A 17,876-nucleotide genomic window follows, 5' to 3' on the forward strand; every position below is an offset into this window, starting at 1 on the left:
GGTCTGCGACTTTCCGCCAAGGTGTTCGGCATCTCCTCGCAGAGCGGCACACCCGTGGGTGCATTCGCTGGGCGGCCGACGCTCCTACCGTTGCTCTCGACGAATCCCGGATGAGTGCGACTCGTACGGAGGAGGCGGTATTGGAGGCCAGGGAAACGGTTCACCTACTCGCGGCGCTCGCCACGATCTGTGTCGTGGCGCATGGCTGTGGATTTCTTTTCTCGGCCCTGCGACAGCCGCCGGTCATCGGGGAGATCGTGGGCGGCATTCTTCTGGGGCCCTCGTTCCTCGGCCTGTTCGCGTCCGCCGTCGGTGCCGAGCTGTTCCCGTCGTCCGGGCCGGTGGCGCACGGCCTGGACGCGCTCTACCAGTTGGGCCAGTTGCTGCTGCTCTTCCTGGCCGGCGCGGAGCTGAGGGTCAGGGCGGCCCGTCGCGAGTGGCGTACCGGTACTGCCGCGGCGGCGGCCGGGCTGCTGCTTCCGTTCGCCGCCGGGGCCGGGATCGTCCTGCTGTCGGGGCCGGGGCGGTTCGCCGGACCGGCGGGGACGGCGACGACGACGGCTCTCGTCGTGGGCCTGGCGATGGCGGTGGCGGCCATCCCCGTGATCTCTCGCATCATGATGGACCTCGGAATCATGGACACCGCCTTCGGCCGCATCGTGCTGATGGTGGCGGTGATCGAGGACATCGTCCTCTACGTCGTACTCGCCGTGGTCCTGGGGCTCGCGCAGGCCGAATCCGAGCAGTCCGTCGGCCTGTGGCACGCGTTCGGCAGTACGTCGCCGCTCTGGAGCGCCGTCTACTTCACGCTGGTCAGCCTCGTCTTCGTCTGGGGTGCGCTGGTCCGCGGGCCGCGCTGGTTCAAGTGGCTCGCCGAACACCGGGGCAACATCGTGGCGCGACGCAGCCCGGTCGCCTTCCGGCTGGCCTTCCTGCTGGCCGTGGTCCTGATCTGCCTGGGCCTCGGCGTCAACGCGGTGTTCGGAGCGTTGGTCGCCGGCATCTGCGCCGCGCGGGGGGACGAGCACGCCGGGAACCTCCACGCGGGAGGAGGCGCGTTGCGGGCTTGGGAGGCGATCCGGCAGTTCTCCCAGTCGTTCTTCGTGCCGGTCTTCTTCGCCCTGGTCGGCGTACGGCTCGATCTCGTCCGGGAGTTCGACGTGGGGTTCTTCGTCTGGTTCCTGCTGCTGGCGTGCGGCGTCAAGACGCTCAGCATCTGGGGCGCGGCCCGGCTGGCGGGCGAGACGAGCGCCTTCGCCGGTTCCCTAGCGCTGGCCCTCAACGCCCGCGGCACGGTCGGTGTGATCCTCGCCGGAGTCACCCACCAGGCCGGCCTCATCAACGGTGAGTTCTTCGCCGTTCTCGTCCTTGTCTCGGTCGTCACCAGCCAGGCGGCCGGATTCTGGCTGGCTCGCCGGGCGCCGGCACTGCATGACCCGATGCCTCGGAGCACCCACCAGGTCGCGCCGGATCCCTCACCCGCGGAGATCTCATGAACGCAGTCCCGCCCACGCGCAAGAGCCGCCTGCTGTATGCCGGCCCCGACCGCGCCGCGGCGCGCGCGCAGATGCGTGCCGTCGGGTTCACCGAGGAGGACCTGGACCGTCCGATCATCGCGGTGGCCCACTCCTGGACCGAGACCATGCCCTGCAACCACACGCACCGGATGCTCGCGGAGGAGGTGAAGAAGGGGGTGCGGGCCGCGGGCGGCACCCCGATGGAGATCAACACCGTCGCCGTCTCCGACGTGGTCACCATGGGCACGGAGGGCATGCGGACCTCGCTGGTGAGCCGGGACCTGATCGCCGACTCCCTGGAACTCGTCGCCCGTGGCCACATGTTCGACGCCATGGTCACCATCGTCGGCTGTGACAAGACCATCCCGGCGGCGGCCATGGCCCACGCCCGGCTCGACATCCCGGGTCTGATCCTCTACTCGGGGGCGATGGCTCCCGGGCGGTTCGACGGCGAGGACGTGACCCTGGCCGAGGTTTTCGAGGCGGTGGGCGCGCATGCGGCGGGCCGGATGAGCGACGCGGACCTGACCCGTCTGGAGCGGCGGGCGTGTCCCGGCGCCGGTGCCTGCGGGGGCCAGTACACCGCCAACACCATGGCCATGGCGATGGAGTTCCTCGGGCTGTCCCCGCTGGGCTCGGCCGGGCCGCCCGCGGCCGACACCCGGCGGCGGGAGTGGGCGGTACGGGCCGGCCGGCTCGCCGTCGAGGCGTGGGCGTCCGGGCGGACTCCCAGTACCCTGCTCAGCCATGCCGCGTTCCGTAACGCCATCGTGGCGGGGGCCGCGACCGCGGGCTCCACGAACCTCGTGCTGCATCTGCTGGCGATCGCGCGTGAGGCGCATGTCCCGCTGGACCTCACCGACTTCGACACCTACAGCGCGCGTACGCCGGTGATCACCGACCTGAAGCCGTTCGGCCGCCGCACGGCCGTCGACCTGGACCGGGCGGGGGGCACGGCGCTCGTCGCCCGGCGACTCGTCGAGGCGGGCCTCGTCGACGGGACCACACCGACGGTCACCGGGCGCACCCTGGGCGAGGAGGCCGGAGAGGCTGAGGAGGATCCCGGTCAGAACGTCGTCGCGGAGGTGGAGCGACCGCTGAGTCCGAACGGGGCCCTGCTGGTGCTGCGCGGCTCCCTGGCCCCGGAAGGCGGGGTGGTCAAGGCGACGTCGCACGTCCGTCCGGTGCACACCGGACCGGCTCGGGTGTTCGATTGTGAGGAGGAGGCCATGGCCGCCGTGCAGTCGGGCGGCATAGTCCCGGGCGATGTGGTGGTGATCCGGTACGAGGGACCGCGCGGCGGCCCCGGCATGCGGGAGATGCTCGGGGTGACCGCGGCGATCGTGGGGCGCGGGCTCGGGGAGTCGGTGGCGCTGGTCACGGACGGGCGGTTCTCCGGGGCCACCCGGGGGCTGATGGTGGGGCACCTCGCGCCGGAGGCCGCCGTCGGGGGGCCGATCGCCCATGTCCGGGACGGGGATGTCATCACCCTTGATCTGCCCGGACGCGACGTCCGACTCGACGTCCCGGAAGAGGAATTGGTCGCGCGGGCGGCCGTCTGGCGGGCACCGGAGCCCCGTTACCGGCACGGCGTGATGGCGAAGTACCGGTCACTGGTGGGATCGGCGGCTCATGGCGCAGTGACGGCGGTCCAAGTCGTGGACCACGAGGACAGCAAGGCCCGCGAGGACGACAAGGAGAGCACGGATGCGTACTGACGGCAGCGCGGCCCACGGGACACTGGCCGGGAAGGCCTGCGTGATCACCGGCGCGGCGCACGGCATCGGAGAGGCGACGGCGGAGCTGTTCGCCCGTGACGGTGCCCGGCTCGTGCTCACCGACCGGGACGCCGCGACGCTCGACAAGGTGGTCGCCCGGCTGGCCGGCGAGGGCTTCGAGGTGGCCGCCGTCACGGGTGACGTGTCGGTCCCCGAGGACGCCGGCGCCATGATCGCGGCGGCGGTCGACCGGTACGGACGGCTCGACGTCCTGGTGGCCAACGCGGGGATCATCCCGCTGCTCGCCATCACCGAGGCCAGTGCGGAGGACTGGGACGAGGTGATGGCCGTCGACGGCAAGGGTATGTTCCTGACCTGCAAGTACGCGATCGAGACCATGGCGTCGAACGGCGGCGGTGCCATCGTGTGTCTGTCCTCCATCTCCGGCCTGGCCGGACAGCGGGGCCAGAGCACGTACGGCCCGGCCAAGTTCGTGGCGACCGGCCTGACCATGCACCTGGCCGTCGAGTGGGCCGCGCGCGGGATCCGGGTCAACGCGGTGGCACCGGGCACCGTGCGGACCGAGCGGGTGCGCAGGCTTCCCGAGGAGCCCGGAGGTCCCGAGTACCTTGCGGCGATCGAGACGATGCACCCCATGGGCCGGATCGGCGAACCGGCCGAGGTGGCCGCCGCGATCCGCTTCCTGGCCGGTGACGAGGCGTCGTTCATCACCGGGGCCGTGCTGCCGGTGGACGGCGGCTATCTGGCCCAGTAGGCCCGGCCGGATCGCGTACGGCTCCGCCTGTCACCGCCCCGCCGGGGTGACAGGCGGAGCCGTCGTGTCATACGACGACGACGGAGTGCAGGTCGGCACCGGCGAGGGCCCGGCCGAGGCGCTCGCGTCCGCCGAGGAAGGACAGTTCGAGCAGCACGGCCAGGCCGGCCACAGTCGCCCCGGTGGACCGGACCAGCCGCAGGACGGCCTCGGAGGTGCCGCCGGTGGCCAGGACATCGTCCACGACCAGGACCCGGTCGTGGATCTGGAGGGCATCGGTCTGGAGTTCGACGACGGCCCTCCCGTACTCCAGATCGTAGGCCCGCGACAGGGTGGGTCCCGGCAGCTTGCCGGCCTTGCGCGCGGGGACGAAGCCGGCGCGGGCCCGCGCGGCGGCGGCCGCGCCGAGGATGAACCCCCTCGCCTCGATGCCGACGATCGTGGTCGCCCCGAGCCGGACGCATTCGTCGGCGAGCAGGTCGGCAAGGACACGGAAGGCGAGAGGGTCGGCCAACAGCGGGGTGATGTCCTTGAACACCACCCCGGGGCGCGGATGGTCGGGCACGTCCCGGATCCGTTCCCGCAGCAGGGCGAGCGCGGCGTCCCGGTCAGGAGGACTCGTCGTGGTCATCACAGGCTCCCGAAGGAAGGGGGGGAAGAGCGGGAATGGGCACCGCCTCTGACACCGAACACGGTGGTGTCAGAGGCGGTGCGTCGATGCGACGGGGTCGGGGCGGCGAGCCTCAGGCTTCCACGACCCGCGCGGAGAACCGACTGCCGGGGGAAACCTGCCACTTGGCAAGGAAGCTGTCCTGGTTCCGGCCGAAGGCCAGCGTGCCCCGGCTGTTGACGTAGGCCAGCGGCTCGCCGACGGCGACCTCCCCGAAGGTCAGGTGGAAAGGCAGGTCGACCTCCGCGTCGTCGAGCTTGACGCGCAGGGTGCGGCCGACGAGCTCGTCCATGGGTGCGATCTGGTTCACGTTGACATTGGTCCAGACATTGCCGAAGGCCTTGTCGATGCGGGTGACCTCGCCCTCGGCACCGCCGCCGGGCAGCGAGACCGCCTTCTCGTAGGGCAGGAGCACGATGTTGTCCAGCGGCAGCTCCGGGCCCACCGACTCCGGCGCGGTACCCGAGGCCAGGTGGGCCGCCGCCGCGGCGACCACGTCCTTGCCGAACCAGGTGGGGGTCACCGGCTGGTTCATGACGTACGGGGACGTCACCTCCCAGGCCTCGACGGCGGGAACGTTGGCCAGGGCGTACGTGAGCAGCCCGTTGTTGGGCGCGACCAGCAGCTGCCCCTTCTGGTTGCGCACCACGATGGTGCGCGTGCTCGTGCCGGTCTCGGGATAGACGTAGGCCGTGATGACCGTCCACGCCGGGTACGACTCCGGCACGTCGGCGAGATAGAGGGCGCCCTCGCGGACGTCGAACGGCGTGACCTGGTGGGTGAGGTCGGTGATCGTCGCCTCGGGGGCGATGGAGTGGATCAGGCCCTTGCAGAGCGAGTGAGCCTCGTCGTGCGAGCCGATGTCGGAGAGGAATGCGATGAGCGGCCTGGGCATGACACGTCCTCCAGATTCGTGGGGGTGGGCCCACGATGTGGGCTCATTCCGTCTACTGGTGACGAGTCTTCATGAATTGCCGGGGCATCTCGTCGGCTGAACAGATCCACCGGATATGCCATGCGCGCGAAGAATGCGCCGTTCGGTACTTGACAGCAAATACCGTGCAGGGCACGGGTAAAGGCTTCGGATCAAGGAGAAGTGAACGGCCCCGGACCGCAGCGGTCCGAGGCCGTTCACGAAAGAGGGAGTTGCCCCCGGGAAGACTCAGTATCGGCCGGCGGCCTCGCGCAGCGCGTCGGCGCGGTCCGTGCGCTCCCAGGTGAATTCCGGGAATTCGCGGCCGAAGTGGCCGTAGGCGGCGGTCTGCGCGTAGATCGGGCGGAGCAGGTCGAGGTCGCGGATGATCGCGGCCGGCCGGAGGTCGAAGACCTCAGTGACGGCCCGGGAGATCCGCTCGTCGTCGACCGTGTGCGTGCCGAAGGTCTCGACGAACAGACCGACCGGCCGGGCCTTGCCGATCGCGTACGCGACCTGGACCTCGCAGCGGGAGGCCAGCCCCGCCGCCACCACGTTCTTGGCGACCCAGCGCGTCGCGTACGCCGCCGAACGGTCCACTTTCGACGGGTCCTTGCCGGAGAAGGCACCTCCGCCGTGCCGGGCGTAGCCTCCGTACGTGTCGATGATGATCTTCCGGCCGGTCAGGCCCGCGTCCCCCATGGGGCCGCCGATCTCGAAACGCCCGGTCGGGTTGACCAGCAGACGGTAGTCCTCGGTTTCCAGCTTGGTGCCTTCGGTGAGGAGTTGGGCGAGGACATGCTCGACCACGTGTGTGCGGATGTCGGGTGCGAGGAGGGTGTCGAGCTCGATGTCGGCCGCGTGCTGCGAGGAGACCACGACGGTGTCCAGACGTACGGCCCTGTCGCCGTCGTACTCGATCGTGACCTGGGTCTTGCCGTCCGGGCGCAGGTAGGGGATCGTCCCGTTCTTGCGGACCTGGGACAGGCGTTGCGACAGACGGTGCGCGAGCTGGATGGGCAGCGGCATCAGCTCGGGGGTCTCCTCGCACGCGTACCCGAACATCAGGCCCTGGTCGCCGGCACCGCCGGTGTCGACACCCTGGGCGATGTCGGGCGACTGCGCGCCGATCGACACCGAGATGCCGCAGGAGGCTCCGTCGAAGCCCTTGTTCGACGAGTCGTAGCCGATCCGCAGGATCCTGTCGCGCACGAGCTGGGCGATCGGCGCGTACGCCTTGGTCGTCACCTCGCCGGCAATGTGCACCAGGCCGGTGGTGATCAGCGTCTCGACGGCGACTCGGGACGTGGGGTCCTCGCGCAGCAGGGCGTCGAGAACGGTGTCGCTGATCTGGTCGGCGATCTTGTCGGGGTGGCCCTCGGTCACGGACTCCGAGGTGAAGAGGCGACGGGTCATGGTGTTCTCCTGCCGGGGGAGCTGGACAATGCGGACAGAACGGCACGCGTCGCCGTCTCGGTGTCATCGGTTCCGCCGAGGTCGCGCGTGCGTAGCCCGGCGTCGATCGCATGTTCGACGGCATCCTCGACGGCGTCGGCCTCCTGCTCCAGGCCGAGCCCGTGACGCAGCAGCAGTGCGGCGGAGAGGATCATGCCGAGCGGGCTGGCGATCCCCTTGCCCGCGATGTCCGGGGCGGAACCGTGCACCGGCTCGAACAGGGAACCCCGGGCGGATCGGCCCGGCTGTGGCAGAGCGGGCATCGAGGCGCTGCTCAGCAGGCCGAGCGAGCCGGCGAGTGCCGCCGCCTCGTCGCTGAGGATGTCGCCGAACATGTTCTCCGTCAGCAGCACGTCGAACCGGGCGGGTGCGGTCACCAGGCGCATCGCGGCCGTGTCCACCAGGACATGCTCCACGTCCACGTCGGGATAGTCCTGTGCGGCGACCCGGGTCACCACCTCGCGCCAGAGGCGGGATGTCTCCAGGGCGTTGGCCTTGTCCACCGAGGCCAGCCGGGGCGGACGTCCGCGGGCCCGGGCCCGGCGCAGCGCCATCTCGAACGCGACACGGGTCACGCGCTCGATCTCCGCCACGGTGTACTGGCAGGTGTCATGGGCGCGTTGGCCGCCTCCGGCGCCTTCCCTCCCCCGGTCGCCGAAGTAGAGCCCGCCGGTCAGTTCACGGACGACCAGCAGGTCCACGCCCTCGACATGCTCGCTCTTCAGCGGGCTCGCCGCGCGCAGCGCCGGCAACGGGCGGACGGGGCGGAGGTTCGCGAACAGGCCGAGCCTGGACCGCAGTTCGAGCAGCCCCTGCTCGGCGCGCGGCGTCGCGGGATCGGTGGGCTGTACGCCGGTGCCGACCGCTCCCAGCAGGACGGCGTCGGACTGGCGGCACCCGTTGAGGGTGTCCTCCGGCAGCGGCAGACCGTACGTGTCCAGCGCAACGGCGCCGATCGCGTACTCGTGGAACTCGAAGTCGCCGACCTCGGCGAGGACCCGTCTGGCTGCCGGCATGATCTCCGGGCCGATTCCGTCACCCGGCAGCACTGCGATCCGGTACGTCATGTCCCGGTGCCGATCACCGGAGGGAGGTCCGCCGGGGCGGCCAGGGAGCCCAGCACCGCGGTGGCCGCGGCGATGGCGGGCGACACCAGGTGGGTGCGCGCGCCGTCGCCCTGGCGGCCCTCGAAGTTGCGGTTGGACGTCGAGGCGCTGCGGCCACCCGGGGCCAGCCGGTCCGGGTTGACGCCGATGCACATGGAGCAGCCCGCCGAGCGCCACTCGGCCCCGGCCGCGATGAAGACGGCGTCGAGCCCCTCCCGCTGCGCCTGCTCCCGTACCGCGGTCGAGCCCGGCACCACGAGCATGCGCAGCCCCGGCTTGACCCGGCGGCCGTGCAGCACCGACGCGGCGGCCCGCAGGTCCTCGATCCGGCCGTTGGTGCAGGAGCCCACGAAGACGGTGTCGACGGCGACGTCCCGCATCGGCATGCCCGCGTCGAGTCCCATGTAGGTGAGCGCGGACTCGGCGGCGGTGCGCAACGCCGGGTCCGTGAAGGACTCCGGGGCGGGCACGGACGAGGCCAGGGGGGCCGCCTGGCCCGGGTTGGTGCCCCAGGTGACGTACGGACTGAGCGAGGATCCGTCGATGACGACCTCGGCGTCGAACTCGGCGTCGTCGTCACTGCGCAGCCCGGACCACTCGGCCACCGCCGCGTCCCAGTCGGTGCCGTCGGGAGCGAAGCGCCGACCCCGCAGGTAGGCGAACGTGGTGGGGTCGGGTGCGACGAGGCCTGCTCGTGCGCCGGCCTCGATCGACATGTTGCACAGCGTCATCCGGGCCTCCATGGACAGGGCCCGCACCGCCTCGCCCCGGTACTCGATGACATGGCCCTGGCCACCGCCCGTGCCGATCCGCGCGATGACGGCGAGGATCAGGTCCTTCGCGGTGACGTCCGGCGGCAGTGTGCCGTTCACGGTGACCGCCATGGTGCGCGGTCGGACGACCGGCAGGGTCTGCGTCGCCAGGACGTGCTCGACCTCGGTGGTGCCGATACCGAAGGCGAGTGCCCCGAACGCGCCGTGTGTGCTGGTGTGGCTGTCCCCACAGACGATGGTCATCCCCGGCTGACTCAGCCCGAGTTCGGGCCCGATGACATGGACGATGCCCTGCTCGGCGTCGCCGACCTTGAACAGCGGCACACCGAACTCTGCGCAGTTGCTGCGCAGTTGCTCGATCTGGGCGCGGGAGACCGGTTCGGTGATGGAGAGCAGCCCGGTCCCGGTGGCGTCGGTCGGTACGTTGTGGTCCTCGGTCGCGAGGGTCAGGTCGGGGCGACGCGGGCGCCGTCCCGCCGCCCGCAGCCCGTCGAAGGCCTGCGGGCTGGTCATCTCGTGCATCAGGTGCAGATCGATGAAGAGGAGATCGGGGCCGCCGTCCGTGGTGTCCACGACGTGGCGGCGCCAGATCTTCTCCGCGAGTGTCAGTGCCAAGACGCTCTCCCCCTCAGCGCTTGCTCAGCCGGAGGCTGTGCCAGCTGGCGTCCGCGGTCCAGCCGCCGTCGACACTCAGCGCGACCCCGTTGACGTAGCCGCTCCTGCGCTCGTCGGCGAGGAACGCGACCGCCTGGGCGACGTCGTCGGGTTCGGCGAACCGCCCCATGGGCGAGCGCTCGGTGATGTCCTCGGCCGTGTAGAAGCCCCGGGCCTGGTTGGTCGCGTTCATGTCGGTGTTGACATAGCCGGGGCACACGGCGTTGACCCGTACGCCCCGGGCGCCCCACTCCACCGCCAGGCTGCGGGTCAGGCCGATGACGCCGTGCTTGCTGGCGGCGTACGACGCGCGGTCGGGGGCGCCCTGCAGCCCCAGCAGGGAGGAGATGTTGACGATGCCACCGCGGCGCCGCGTCAGCATGCGGCGGCCGAACTCGCGGCTGCACAGGAACGGTCCGGTGAGGTTGACTCCGAGGACCCGGTTCCAGTCCTCGCCCGTCAGTTCCTCCGTCGGCGTTATCAGATTGACCCCGGCGTTGTTCACCAGGACGTCCACCCGCCCGAAGGAGCCGTACACCTGCTCCGCCAGGCCCACGACGTCCTGTTCCCGGGAGACGTCACCGACCAGGGAGACTACCTGCCGGCCGGCCGCCTTGACGGCCTTCTCCGTCTCGTCGGCCGCGGCCACGTCGATCAGGGCCAGGTCGTGTCCCTCGGCCGCGAGCGTCTCCGCGATGCGCCGGCCTATGCCACGCCGCGCTCCGGTGACCACGGCGACCGGCCCCTGCGTCACTCCTGTGCTCTGGGTTTTGTCCATGCCGGGGACGGTACGGTTTGGGCGCCACGCGCCACATGTGGAGACAGGGGGGCAACGAGGCTACGGACCGGACACCCGCGTCAGGCGGACCGGTGCCGACGGCTACCACTTTCGTCGCAGGGCGTGGGCCCCCCGTCGGATGCTCGTCTTCGTCGACTCGCCGTACTCCTAGAGGCACTGACGCGAACGCAGCTCGCGGCCATGGCTCACGCAACGAAGGGTTGTCGATGTCCTCTCGGGAAAGTCAGCAGGAGGGCGGTTCCGTCCGCGCGGAACTCGGAGTCATCGGGGGAAGTGGACTGTACGACCTGGACGGCCTGGAGGACGTGCGTGAGACACGGGTCGCCACCCCCTACGGCGAGCCGAGCAGCGTGGTGGTCACCGGCACCCTGGGTGGCCGGGCCGTCGCCTTCGTGGCCCGGCACGGCCGGGGGCACCGGCTGCTGCCCGGCGAGGTGCCCTACCGGGCCAACATCTACGCGCTGAAGTCCCTGGGCGTGCGGCGGATCCTCAGCGTCAGCGCGGTCGGCAGCCTCCGCGAGGACCGCGCTCCGGGTGACATCGTGGTCCCCGACCAGATCGTCGACCGGACCCGGGGGGTGCGGCCCGCCACCTTTCTGGGCGACGGCCTGGTCGGGCACGTGCCGTTCGCCGATCCCTACTGCGCCTCGCTGCGTCGCCTCGTGGCCGCTGCCGTGCACGGCTCATCGACCGCGGTGGTGCATGAGAAGGGGACCTACTGCTGTGTGGAGGGACCACGGTTCTCCTCCCGCGCGGAGTCGCACCTCTTCCGGTCCTGGGGCATGGACATCATCGGTATGACCGCCCTGCCGGAGGCGTCCCTGGCCCGTGAGGCGCAGCTCTGCTACGCGGGCCTGGCCCTGGTGACGGACTACGACTGCTGGCGCGAGAACACCGACGAGTCGGTCACCGCGGAGGCGGTGGGCGAGGTCGTGCGGCGTAATTCCGCCACGGCCCAGGCCGCCGTGACCGAACTGGTCAAACGGCTGTCCGAGGCGGACGACTGCGCCTGCGGGACCGTACTGGAGACGTCGGTGCTCACCGAGGGCGGTGTCGCCGCGCTCGCCGCCGACACCAGGACGGCGTGGCTGGTGACGGCGGCGGGCGATGAGTGAGCGCGCGCGCCGTGGCGAGCCGATGGCCGTCGCCGTGGGCTCCGGTCGCGCGCCGGCCGTCGGGGCGGGCCCCGGGCTCACCGCGGCCGGTCTGTTCACCCTGCTCCTCGGGGCGTCGCTGCCCCTGCTCGACTACTACATCGTCAACGTGGCGCTGCCGTCGATGGAGCGAGACCTGCACACGACCGAGACCATGCTGGAACTGGTCGTGGCCGGGTACGGGGTGGCACACGCGGTGCTGCTGGTGCTGTGCGGTCGCCTCGGTGACCGCTTCGGCCGTCGACGGCTGTTCCTGTGGGGGATGGCGGCCTTCGGCCTGACCTCACTGGTCTGTGGTCTGGCCACCGACGCGTGGACCCTGGTGATCGCCCGGGTGGCTCAGGGCGCGGCGGCGTCGCTCCTGCTGCCGCAGGTGCTGGCCACCATCCAGGCGACCACCGAGGGGGCGCGGCGCGGCCGGGCCATCGGTCTGTACGGCGCCACCACCGGGCTCGCCATGGTGGCCGGGCAGATCCTCGGCGGCGGGCTGGTCGCCGCGGACATCGGCGGCACGGGATGGCGAGCGGTCTTTCTGGTCAATGTGCCCGTGGTGCTCCTCGGCCTGGCGTTGGCCCTGCGGGTCGTGCCCGAGACCCGCTCGGACCGGCCGCACCCCGTGGACATGCCGGGGACGCTGCTGCTCGCACTCGCTCTGGCGTGCCTGCTGCTGCCGTTGACGGAGGGGCGGGCGGCGGGCTGGCCCTGGTGGGCCTGGGCCCTGCTCGTGCTCACCGTGCCGGCCGCGTCGGCGTTCGTCGCCGTCGAGCATCGCACGGACCGGGTCGGCCGCGTCCCCCTGCTGCCGCCGTCACTGGTGAGGGTGCGCAGCATGCGACGCGGACTGGCGATGGTGCCCACGTTCTCCATCGGGTTCGGCGGGTTCATGTTCTGCGTCGCGGTCGCGTTCCAGACGGGGCTGCGCTTCGGCCCGGTGACCGCTGGGGCCGCGCTGGCGCCGATGGCGCTCGCCTTCTTCGCGGCCTCACTCGCCGGCCCCTCCCTGGTCGCCCGGTTCGGGGGCCGGGTCGCCGCGGGCGGTGCCGCGATCCAGATCGTCGGACTCGCGCTGATCGCCGTGGTGATCCGGGTCGGCTGGCCCGACCTCGGCGTGCTGGAGCTGGCGCCGGGGATGGCGATCGCCGGATTCGGCCAGGGCCTGGTGATGCCTGTGGTCTTCCGCGTCGTGCTGTCCGGCGTGCCGAACGCCATGGCGGGGGTGGGGAGCGGCGTGATGATCACCGCCCAGCAGTCGATGCTCGCCCTGGGCGCGGCAACGCTCGGCTCGTTGTTCCTCGGGCTCGCGCCCGGGGCGGGGATGCGTGACGCGCTGCTGACGGCGCTGACCGTGCAGATCGTGATGGCCGTCGGAACGTTGCTCCTCGGGTTGCGTCTACCACGGAGGTTGTCATGACCGAACACGACGGGACCGGCCCCGTCTATGCCCTGAACCTCTTCGATCTGGCCGACCGGGAGGAGTATCTGGCGTACGCCAGGCGTTCGACCGCGGAGGTCGCCCGGCACGGCGGCCGGGTCGTGGCGCTGGGGCGGCTGCGCGAGGTGGTGCGGGGGGACATCGCGCCACGACAGGTGCTGATCCTCGTCGAGTGGGAGTCGGAGACGGCCTTCAGAGGCTATCTGGACGACCCCGCCCTGGCGGATCTGCATCCGCACCGGGTCAGGGGATCGGCCGCGTATGTCTGGCACCTGTTCGATCGCCTGCAAGACCTCAGGCCTCTACTGAAATGTGTCGCCTCGTGAATCTCGACGAAAACGTCGCCAAGAACGCCGAAACCCTGGCCCAGGAGGTGCGTGACCTCCTGGGAGTGCTGCGCCATGAGGACGACCTGGGGATCGTCGTCGACCAGGCCACGTTCCAGGCGCTGGCGGGCCCGCTGGTGCAAGCCTTCGGCGATCTTGCCGCCTCCTGTGAACTCCTGGCCGGGGCCGAACCGCACAGCATTCACCGTGGCCCGCTCGACCGGTCCACGGAGGCGCTGCGGTCCCTGGCACAGAGCTGGAGAATGATCCAGCTCAACGCCGGGTGTCGTGGTGTCGTGTAGGGTCCGTGTCCGCGCTGCCCGGCTGATGGCCCTCGGCCTGCAACATGATCGTGCTCAGCCTGACCCTTGTCGATATCGAGAGTTTCCTGAAGACGTTGCGAAGGTGGAAGTTCACCGTGTGCGGAGAGAGCCCGAGCTGCTGCGCGGCCCCCTGATTGGTCATGCCCCGCCCCACGAGCCGGGCGATCTCGAGCTCGCGGCGGGTGAGCCGGGCGACGAGAGCCGATGCGTCCGGCGTGCTCGCCACGGCGTCGGTACCCGTCTGTTCCCGGGCGGTTGGCCGCAGGTTCGGCACGCCCGGCACGCTCTGGCCGCCCGGGAAGGAAGCCGGTGCTGTCGCGGGGTGGGTGAGCGGCAACACCGTCGACAGCTCCAGCCGGTCGCCCGCCATTGCCGCACGCGCACTGTCCGCCGCAGTCTCCAACACGGCCACGCCCTGATTGATCCCGACCAGATGCTCGATCTCTCCCAGCAGCCGTTCGCGCAGCGCGATGTCACCCGCCTGCCCGGCGACGGCGACCAGCCACGCCGGGCGGGCGGGGTCCTCGACGAAGAACCCCGAACCGGTGCCCAGCAGGGCCCATCGCGCCCGGATCTGCTCGGCCGCGGCGCGCGGCCCGGCCTGGGCGTAGGCCAGGGCTATCTCCCCGCACTCTGCACGCGCGACGGAGTCCGGCATGCCGTACAGCTCGGACCTGGTACGAGAAACCTCCAGGTATTCCGCGGTCTTCGCCCAGTCCGCACGGCCCAGGCTCACCATCGCCAGGACCGACAGCGCCATCTTGACCCCGAAGGTCGAGGTGTACTGCTGACTGAGCCGAATGGTGAGCTGGGCGGACCGCTCGGCCTCGTCCAGCCGTCCCTCCTGCCAGTGCCGCACCGCTTCGAGGGCCTCGGGCATCGGCCCGAACACGAAGAGGCCCGCGCTGCCGGCGAGTTCCCGCGTGTCCTGGATGATCCGGTCTGCCTGATACGGGACGTGGATGTCGATGAGCCGCTTCGCGAGCAGGAAATTCGCGTAGAACTTCCAGATCGGCGCGGCGTTGCGGGCCTGCTCGACCGCGACCTGATTCAACCAGAGCCCCTGGATGAGGTCTCCTGCGTACCAGCACTCGTTCGCTTTCAGACAGAGCGTCATGACATCCAGAGCCGTGGAACCGGTCTGGTACGACTTACCGGCCTCCGTGATCAGGGATTCGGCGTCCTCCCCCGTCATCGCCACGACCAGGAGCCGGAGGGCGACGACGTCGAGGTACTCGCGGACCGACGGATCCATGCCGCGCAGCATGGCGTCGATCGAGCGCAGTGCGAGGCGGCTGTGACCGCGGATGAAACTGATCCGGGCCGCGTCGAGTTCCGCGAGAGGTTCGGCTTCCGATTCCGACAGGTTTCGGGAGTTAATGAGATAAAGTACGTCGCTCAGTGAGGAAATGTCGAAGGGTGGCGAATTCGAAAGTTTCTCGAAATTTCCCTCCCCTTTGCCAGTCATGCCTGTGCCCCCTCATGCCGGTGCCCCTGCCACGTTAATTCCGGCCCTCTGTCGGCACCAAGTGCTTTGCCGCTGCGGGCTACGAGTTCAGGCCATCGGGCAAGGTGACCGAAAAAATGAGGGGACGGCGACTTTGTCGTTCGGTATCTCGAAAAGAAAGGGAAGAGGCGGGGCGAGAGGGTCCGCCGGGGTCGCCTGGCAAGATCAGCGTTGGCCTGAAACAGTGCACCGCCATGTCCATGACCTTCTCCCTCGGCCTCGACCGTGCCTTCCAGGAGGTCAGTCCCGACCTGCACCCGATCGCCGTCGTCGCCCGACACGCTCCAGGATCTGACGGGGCAACCCGTACCGGGTGATTGCTGCCGACATGCGCCAGCTGCCGCACGTTCACTACGGCCGGGCGTTGAAAGGCCTTGACGCCGCCGACCGCTCTGTGCGCCACTGCATCATCGAGAGCGAAGTTACGCGTCTCCCGCGTCAGTGACGAACACCGTCAGAGCGCACCACGTGTCGCATTCAATCATTTTCTCCACGATATTTCACATCCTGCTGATCATCTAAATGCAGGGGTCTCCTGCTTCTCGCGCCGGAGGTCAGGTGCCTCGGCAGGTTAACGCCGGTTGCACTGTCGAAACTGGTCGGGAGAGATGGCGAGCGCCCCCAGCCGGCGCCGTCGGCATCGCTGCCCGTGCGGGTTCCGTTCGCGTCAGGGCGGAACGGTCAGAGAGTGGACGGGTACGTACCCGTACCCGTATCCTGTCGGCTCGCAGCAAGGAGGCAGCCATGTCCGACGCCAACGTACGCATTCCCGCCGAGGCCCGCGATCGGCTCGCACGGATAGCTTCCTCCGAAGGCATGTCGTTGCGGGGATACCTCTCCCATCTCGCCGAGACGCTGCTCACCCCCGAGGAGCGGGCAGAGAGGGCCGAGCAGGCTCGAGCCGCCCTGCGTGACTGGAACGGCTACGACCCGAGCACGAGTGAGCAGGCGGCCCTCGATGCAGAGCTCGACCGGCGGTTGAGTGAGGCGGGCGCCAGGTGACGATCGGCCCCTTGCACCTCGTCCTGGACGACTCGGCGATGGTCGCGGCCGGAAAGGGCAACGTGCTCGCTTCCCGGCTGATTCATCGCGCCCATGCCGAGCCGGGCTGGTTCCTCTACGCGCCGGCCTGTGCCCTGGTCGCGGCGGACCGCGTGCGGCCCGGTACTGCGGAGCATCTCGCCGCGCTTCCGGGCCTCACGGTTCTCGAACTGGACCTGTCCGCGGTGCTCGCCGTGGCCCGCGAGACCTCCTGGGCCCCGGCTCACACGCGCTACGCCGCCGAGCCGACGGCAGAGAGGCCGAGCGGGGCGGTGATTGCGACGGCCGAGCCCGAGATCTGGCAGGGGCAGCCCGTACGCGTCATCGATCTCGGGCCCTGATTCCCCGGCCGCCGTCACCTCAGGTGAACGCCGGCATGATCCGCTCCTGGATGAGCCGCAGCTGCGTGTTCACGTCCGCCGCCTCCGTGAGGTCGCGGCCCGTGAACGCGTTCACCAACGTGCGGTCGGTGATGGCGCAGATCATGTGGTTGACGCCGCTGGGGGCGATGTCCCGTTCGATCTTCTCCCGGCACTCCTCGGGTGTGCCCGCGACCGAGAGGCGGTCGGCGATCTCCGGGGTGGTGAGTTCGATGCCGCGGGCCAGGTCGCCGGCGGCGATCGCGTCGATGACCGGCTTCAGCTCGGCCGGGTCGACGCCGTTGCGGAGCAACTGCTCCTCCGGCATCGAGGACGCGTAGATGCCGACCATGCTGCGCGCCGCCTCCTTGGCGACCGCCGAGTCGGGGCCGGTCGCGAAGACCACCCACGCCCCGATGTCCAGCGACCGCCAGTCCTTTCCGGCGCGCTCGGCGCCCGCCCTGATGTGCCGTACCGCGTAGTCGTAGGCCTCGCGGGTGTAGCTCAGGGCGTGGTGGCAGCCGTCCGACAACTCGCCCGCCGCCTCGAAGGACTTCGGCCCGCGCATCGCGCCGAGCTTCAGCGGCAGCCGGTCCTGCACGGGGCGGGCGAACGTGAACAGGCCGTCGTAGGAGAAGAACTCGCCGACGTGCGTGATGGCGCCCTCGTCGAGGAACGTGCGCATCACGTGCAGGGCTTCCTTGACGCGGGAGAGGGGCCTGGTGCGGGCCCAGTCGATGCGGTACTGGGCCAGTAGGCCGAAGTTGCCGCTGGACAGGACGCCTTCGGCGCGGCCGTCGGAGAGTTCGTCGAGAGTGGCGAGGGCCTGGGCGATCAGGGTCGGCTCGCGGAGGGTCACGGGGGAGACGCTCGGGCCCAGGCGGATGCGGCTGGTGCGGCCGGCGGCCGCGGCGAAGAGGAGCCAGAGGTCCTTGTGCCAGGTCTCGTCGGCGGCGTAGCAGGCGTGGAAGCCGAGTTCGTCGGCGAGCTGGATGGAGGTCAGGGACTCGGCCAGGGGGTAGTCGGGGAGCATCGCGTAGCTGAACTTCACGGGCGGCACCTTCCGTTCGGTGAAGGGCGTGCGTGCGGGCAGTGTCGTGCTCTGACCGTCCCGAGGATCCGAGTCCGTGTCCGTGGTTGTCCAGAGGGGGGACGGGCGAAAGTTTCGATGCCTTGATCCTCTGTTTCATGTCTTCGGTCCGGTTGTGATTTCTGGGTGCTGAACTAGTGCCCGTGGAAGCCTTCCTGAGCTGTGGATTTGGTCTCCTTGCGGCCGTCGCTTCCGTAGCGAAGCTTTCGAAATGTCTACCGAAACTGTTGACGCTTGTCGGGTGCAGGTCAACACTGGCGCCGT

At 70.2% G+C, this 17,876-nt stretch carries 17 protein-coding genes; 9 read left to right on the top strand and 8 right to left on the bottom strand.

Annotated features, from left to right (window positions below; translation table 11 throughout):
- The first annotated feature begins 110 nt into the window (after nt 1–110).
- From ACIGO6_RS03630 to ACIGO6_RS03640, 3 genes are read left to right on the top strand one after another with little or no spacing between them, the layout of a single operon-like run.
- Entirely contained in the window at nt 111–1,496 is a 1,386-nt protein-coding gene (locus ACIGO6_RS03630; protein ID WP_399870723.1) for a cation:proton antiporter, read from the top strand.
- Nucleotides 1,493–3,235, top strand: coding sequence for a dihydroxy-acid dehydratase (gene ilvD / locus ACIGO6_RS03635; protein WP_399870726.1), 1,743 nt, complete (start codon nt 1,493–1,495; stop codon nt 3,233–3,235). The genes ACIGO6_RS03630 and ilvD overlap by 4 nt, the downstream gene beginning before the upstream one ends.
- On the top strand, nt 3,225–4,010 hold the full coding sequence (locus ACIGO6_RS03640; RefSeq protein WP_399870728.1) for an SDR family NAD(P)-dependent oxidoreductase: 786 nt from the start codon (nt 3,225–3,227) through the stop codon (nt 4,008–4,010). Before ilvD ends, ACIGO6_RS03640 begins: the two co-directional genes overlap by 11 nt.
- A gap of 67 nt (nt 4,011–4,077) precedes the next feature.
- On the opposite strand, the gene ACIGO6_RS03645 is transcribed toward ACIGO6_RS03640, so the two are convergent.
- The 6 genes from ACIGO6_RS03645 to ACIGO6_RS03670 form a co-directional block, all read right to left on the bottom strand.
- Nucleotides 4,078–4,641, bottom strand: coding sequence for an adenine phosphoribosyltransferase (locus ACIGO6_RS03645; protein ID WP_399870731.1), 564 nt, complete (start codon nt 4,639–4,641; stop codon nt 4,078–4,080).
- A gap of 112 nt (nt 4,642–4,753) precedes the next feature.
- Nucleotides 4,754–5,575 (bottom strand): S-adenosyl-l-methionine hydroxide adenosyltransferase family protein, encoded by an 822-nt coding sequence (locus tag ACIGO6_RS03650; RefSeq protein ID WP_399870734.1) that lies wholly within the window; start codon nt 5,573–5,575, stop codon nt 4,754–4,756.
- A gap of 267 nt (nt 5,576–5,842) precedes the next feature.
- Complete coding sequence (gene metK, locus ACIGO6_RS03655) at nt 5,843–7,009, bottom strand: methionine adenosyltransferase (RefSeq protein ID WP_399870736.1); 1,167 nt, start codon at nt 7,007–7,009, stop codon at nt 5,843–5,845.
- A complete protein-coding gene (gene leuB, locus ACIGO6_RS03660) occupies nt 7,006–8,115 on the bottom strand; it encodes a 3-isopropylmalate dehydrogenase (RefSeq protein ID WP_399870739.1) in 1,110 nt (369 codons plus the stop codon). The genes metK and leuB overlap by 4 nt, the downstream gene beginning before the upstream one ends.
- Nucleotides 8,112–9,542: a 3-isopropylmalate dehydratase large subunit gene (gene leuC / locus ACIGO6_RS03665; protein ID WP_399870742.1), complete on the bottom strand. Its 1,431-nt coding sequence runs from the start codon at nt 9,540–9,542 to the stop codon at nt 8,112–8,114. The genes leuB and leuC overlap by 4 nt, the downstream gene beginning before the upstream one ends.
- Before the next feature lie 13 nt (nt 9,543–9,555).
- Nucleotides 9,556–10,359, bottom strand: a complete 804-nt coding sequence (locus ACIGO6_RS03670; protein ID WP_399870745.1) for an SDR family NAD(P)-dependent oxidoreductase — start codon at nt 10,357–10,359, stop codon at nt 9,556–9,558.
- Nucleotides 10,360–10,586: 227 nt separating this feature from the next.
- On the opposite strand from ACIGO6_RS03670, the gene mtnP reads away from it, so the two are divergent.
- The 4 genes from mtnP to ACIGO6_RS03690 are packed head-to-tail and all read left to right on the top strand — an operon-like array spanning nt 10,587 to nt 13,594.
- On the top strand, nt 10,587–11,495 hold the full coding sequence (gene mtnP / locus ACIGO6_RS03675; protein WP_399870748.1) for an S-methyl-5'-thioadenosine phosphorylase: 909 nt from the start codon (nt 10,587–10,589) through the stop codon (nt 11,493–11,495).
- Complete coding sequence (locus ACIGO6_RS03680) at nt 11,488–12,945, top strand: MFS transporter (RefSeq protein WP_399870752.1); 1,458 nt, start codon at nt 11,488–11,490, stop codon at nt 12,943–12,945. The genes mtnP and ACIGO6_RS03680 overlap by 8 nt, the downstream gene beginning before the upstream one ends.
- Nucleotides 12,942–13,292: a DUF1330 domain-containing protein gene (locus ACIGO6_RS03685; RefSeq protein ID WP_399870754.1), complete on the top strand. Its 351-nt coding sequence runs from the start codon at nt 12,942–12,944 to the stop codon at nt 13,290–13,292. Before ACIGO6_RS03680 ends, ACIGO6_RS03685 begins: the two co-directional genes overlap by 4 nt.
- Nucleotides 13,289–13,594 carry a hypothetical protein gene (locus ACIGO6_RS03690; protein ID WP_399870755.1) on the top strand — a complete coding sequence of 102 codons (306 nt, stop codon included), beginning with the start codon at nt 13,289–13,291 and terminating at the stop codon, nt 13,592–13,594. The genes ACIGO6_RS03685 and ACIGO6_RS03690 overlap by 4 nt, the downstream gene beginning before the upstream one ends.
- Here the strand turns inward: ACIGO6_RS03690 and ACIGO6_RS03695 are convergent.
- Nucleotides 13,566–15,083 carry a helix-turn-helix transcriptional regulator gene (locus ACIGO6_RS03695; RefSeq protein WP_399870758.1) on the bottom strand — a complete coding sequence of 506 codons (1,518 nt, stop codon included), beginning with the start codon at nt 15,081–15,083 and terminating at the stop codon, nt 13,566–13,568. The genes ACIGO6_RS03690 and ACIGO6_RS03695 overlap by 29 nt on opposite strands.
- A 783-nt stretch (nt 15,084–15,866) precedes the next feature.
- On the opposite strand from ACIGO6_RS03695, the gene ACIGO6_RS03700 reads away from it, so the two are divergent.
- A complete protein-coding gene (locus ACIGO6_RS03700) occupies nt 15,867–16,124 on the top strand; it encodes a hypothetical protein (protein ID WP_399870761.1) in 258 nt (85 codons plus the stop codon).
- A gap of 38 nt (nt 16,125–16,162) precedes the next feature.
- A complete protein-coding gene (locus tag ACIGO6_RS03705) occupies nt 16,163–16,504 on the top strand; it encodes a hypothetical protein (protein ID WP_399871593.1) in 342 nt (113 codons plus the stop codon).
- A gap of 19 nt (nt 16,505–16,523) precedes the next feature.
- Here ACIGO6_RS03705 and ACIGO6_RS03710 read toward each other — a convergent pair whose 3' ends face one another.
- On the bottom strand, nt 16,524–17,573 hold the full coding sequence (locus ACIGO6_RS03710; RefSeq protein WP_399870764.1) for an LLM class flavin-dependent oxidoreductase: 1,050 nt from the start codon (nt 17,571–17,573) through the stop codon (nt 16,524–16,526).
- Nucleotides 17,574–17,876 lie beyond the last annotated feature (303 nt).

Origin of the sequence: Streptomyces sp. NPDC053750 (assembly GCF_044544295.1) — a bacterium.
In the GTDB taxonomy this organism is placed as follows: Bacteria; Actinomycetota; Actinomycetes; order Streptomycetales; family Streptomycetaceae; genus Streptomyces.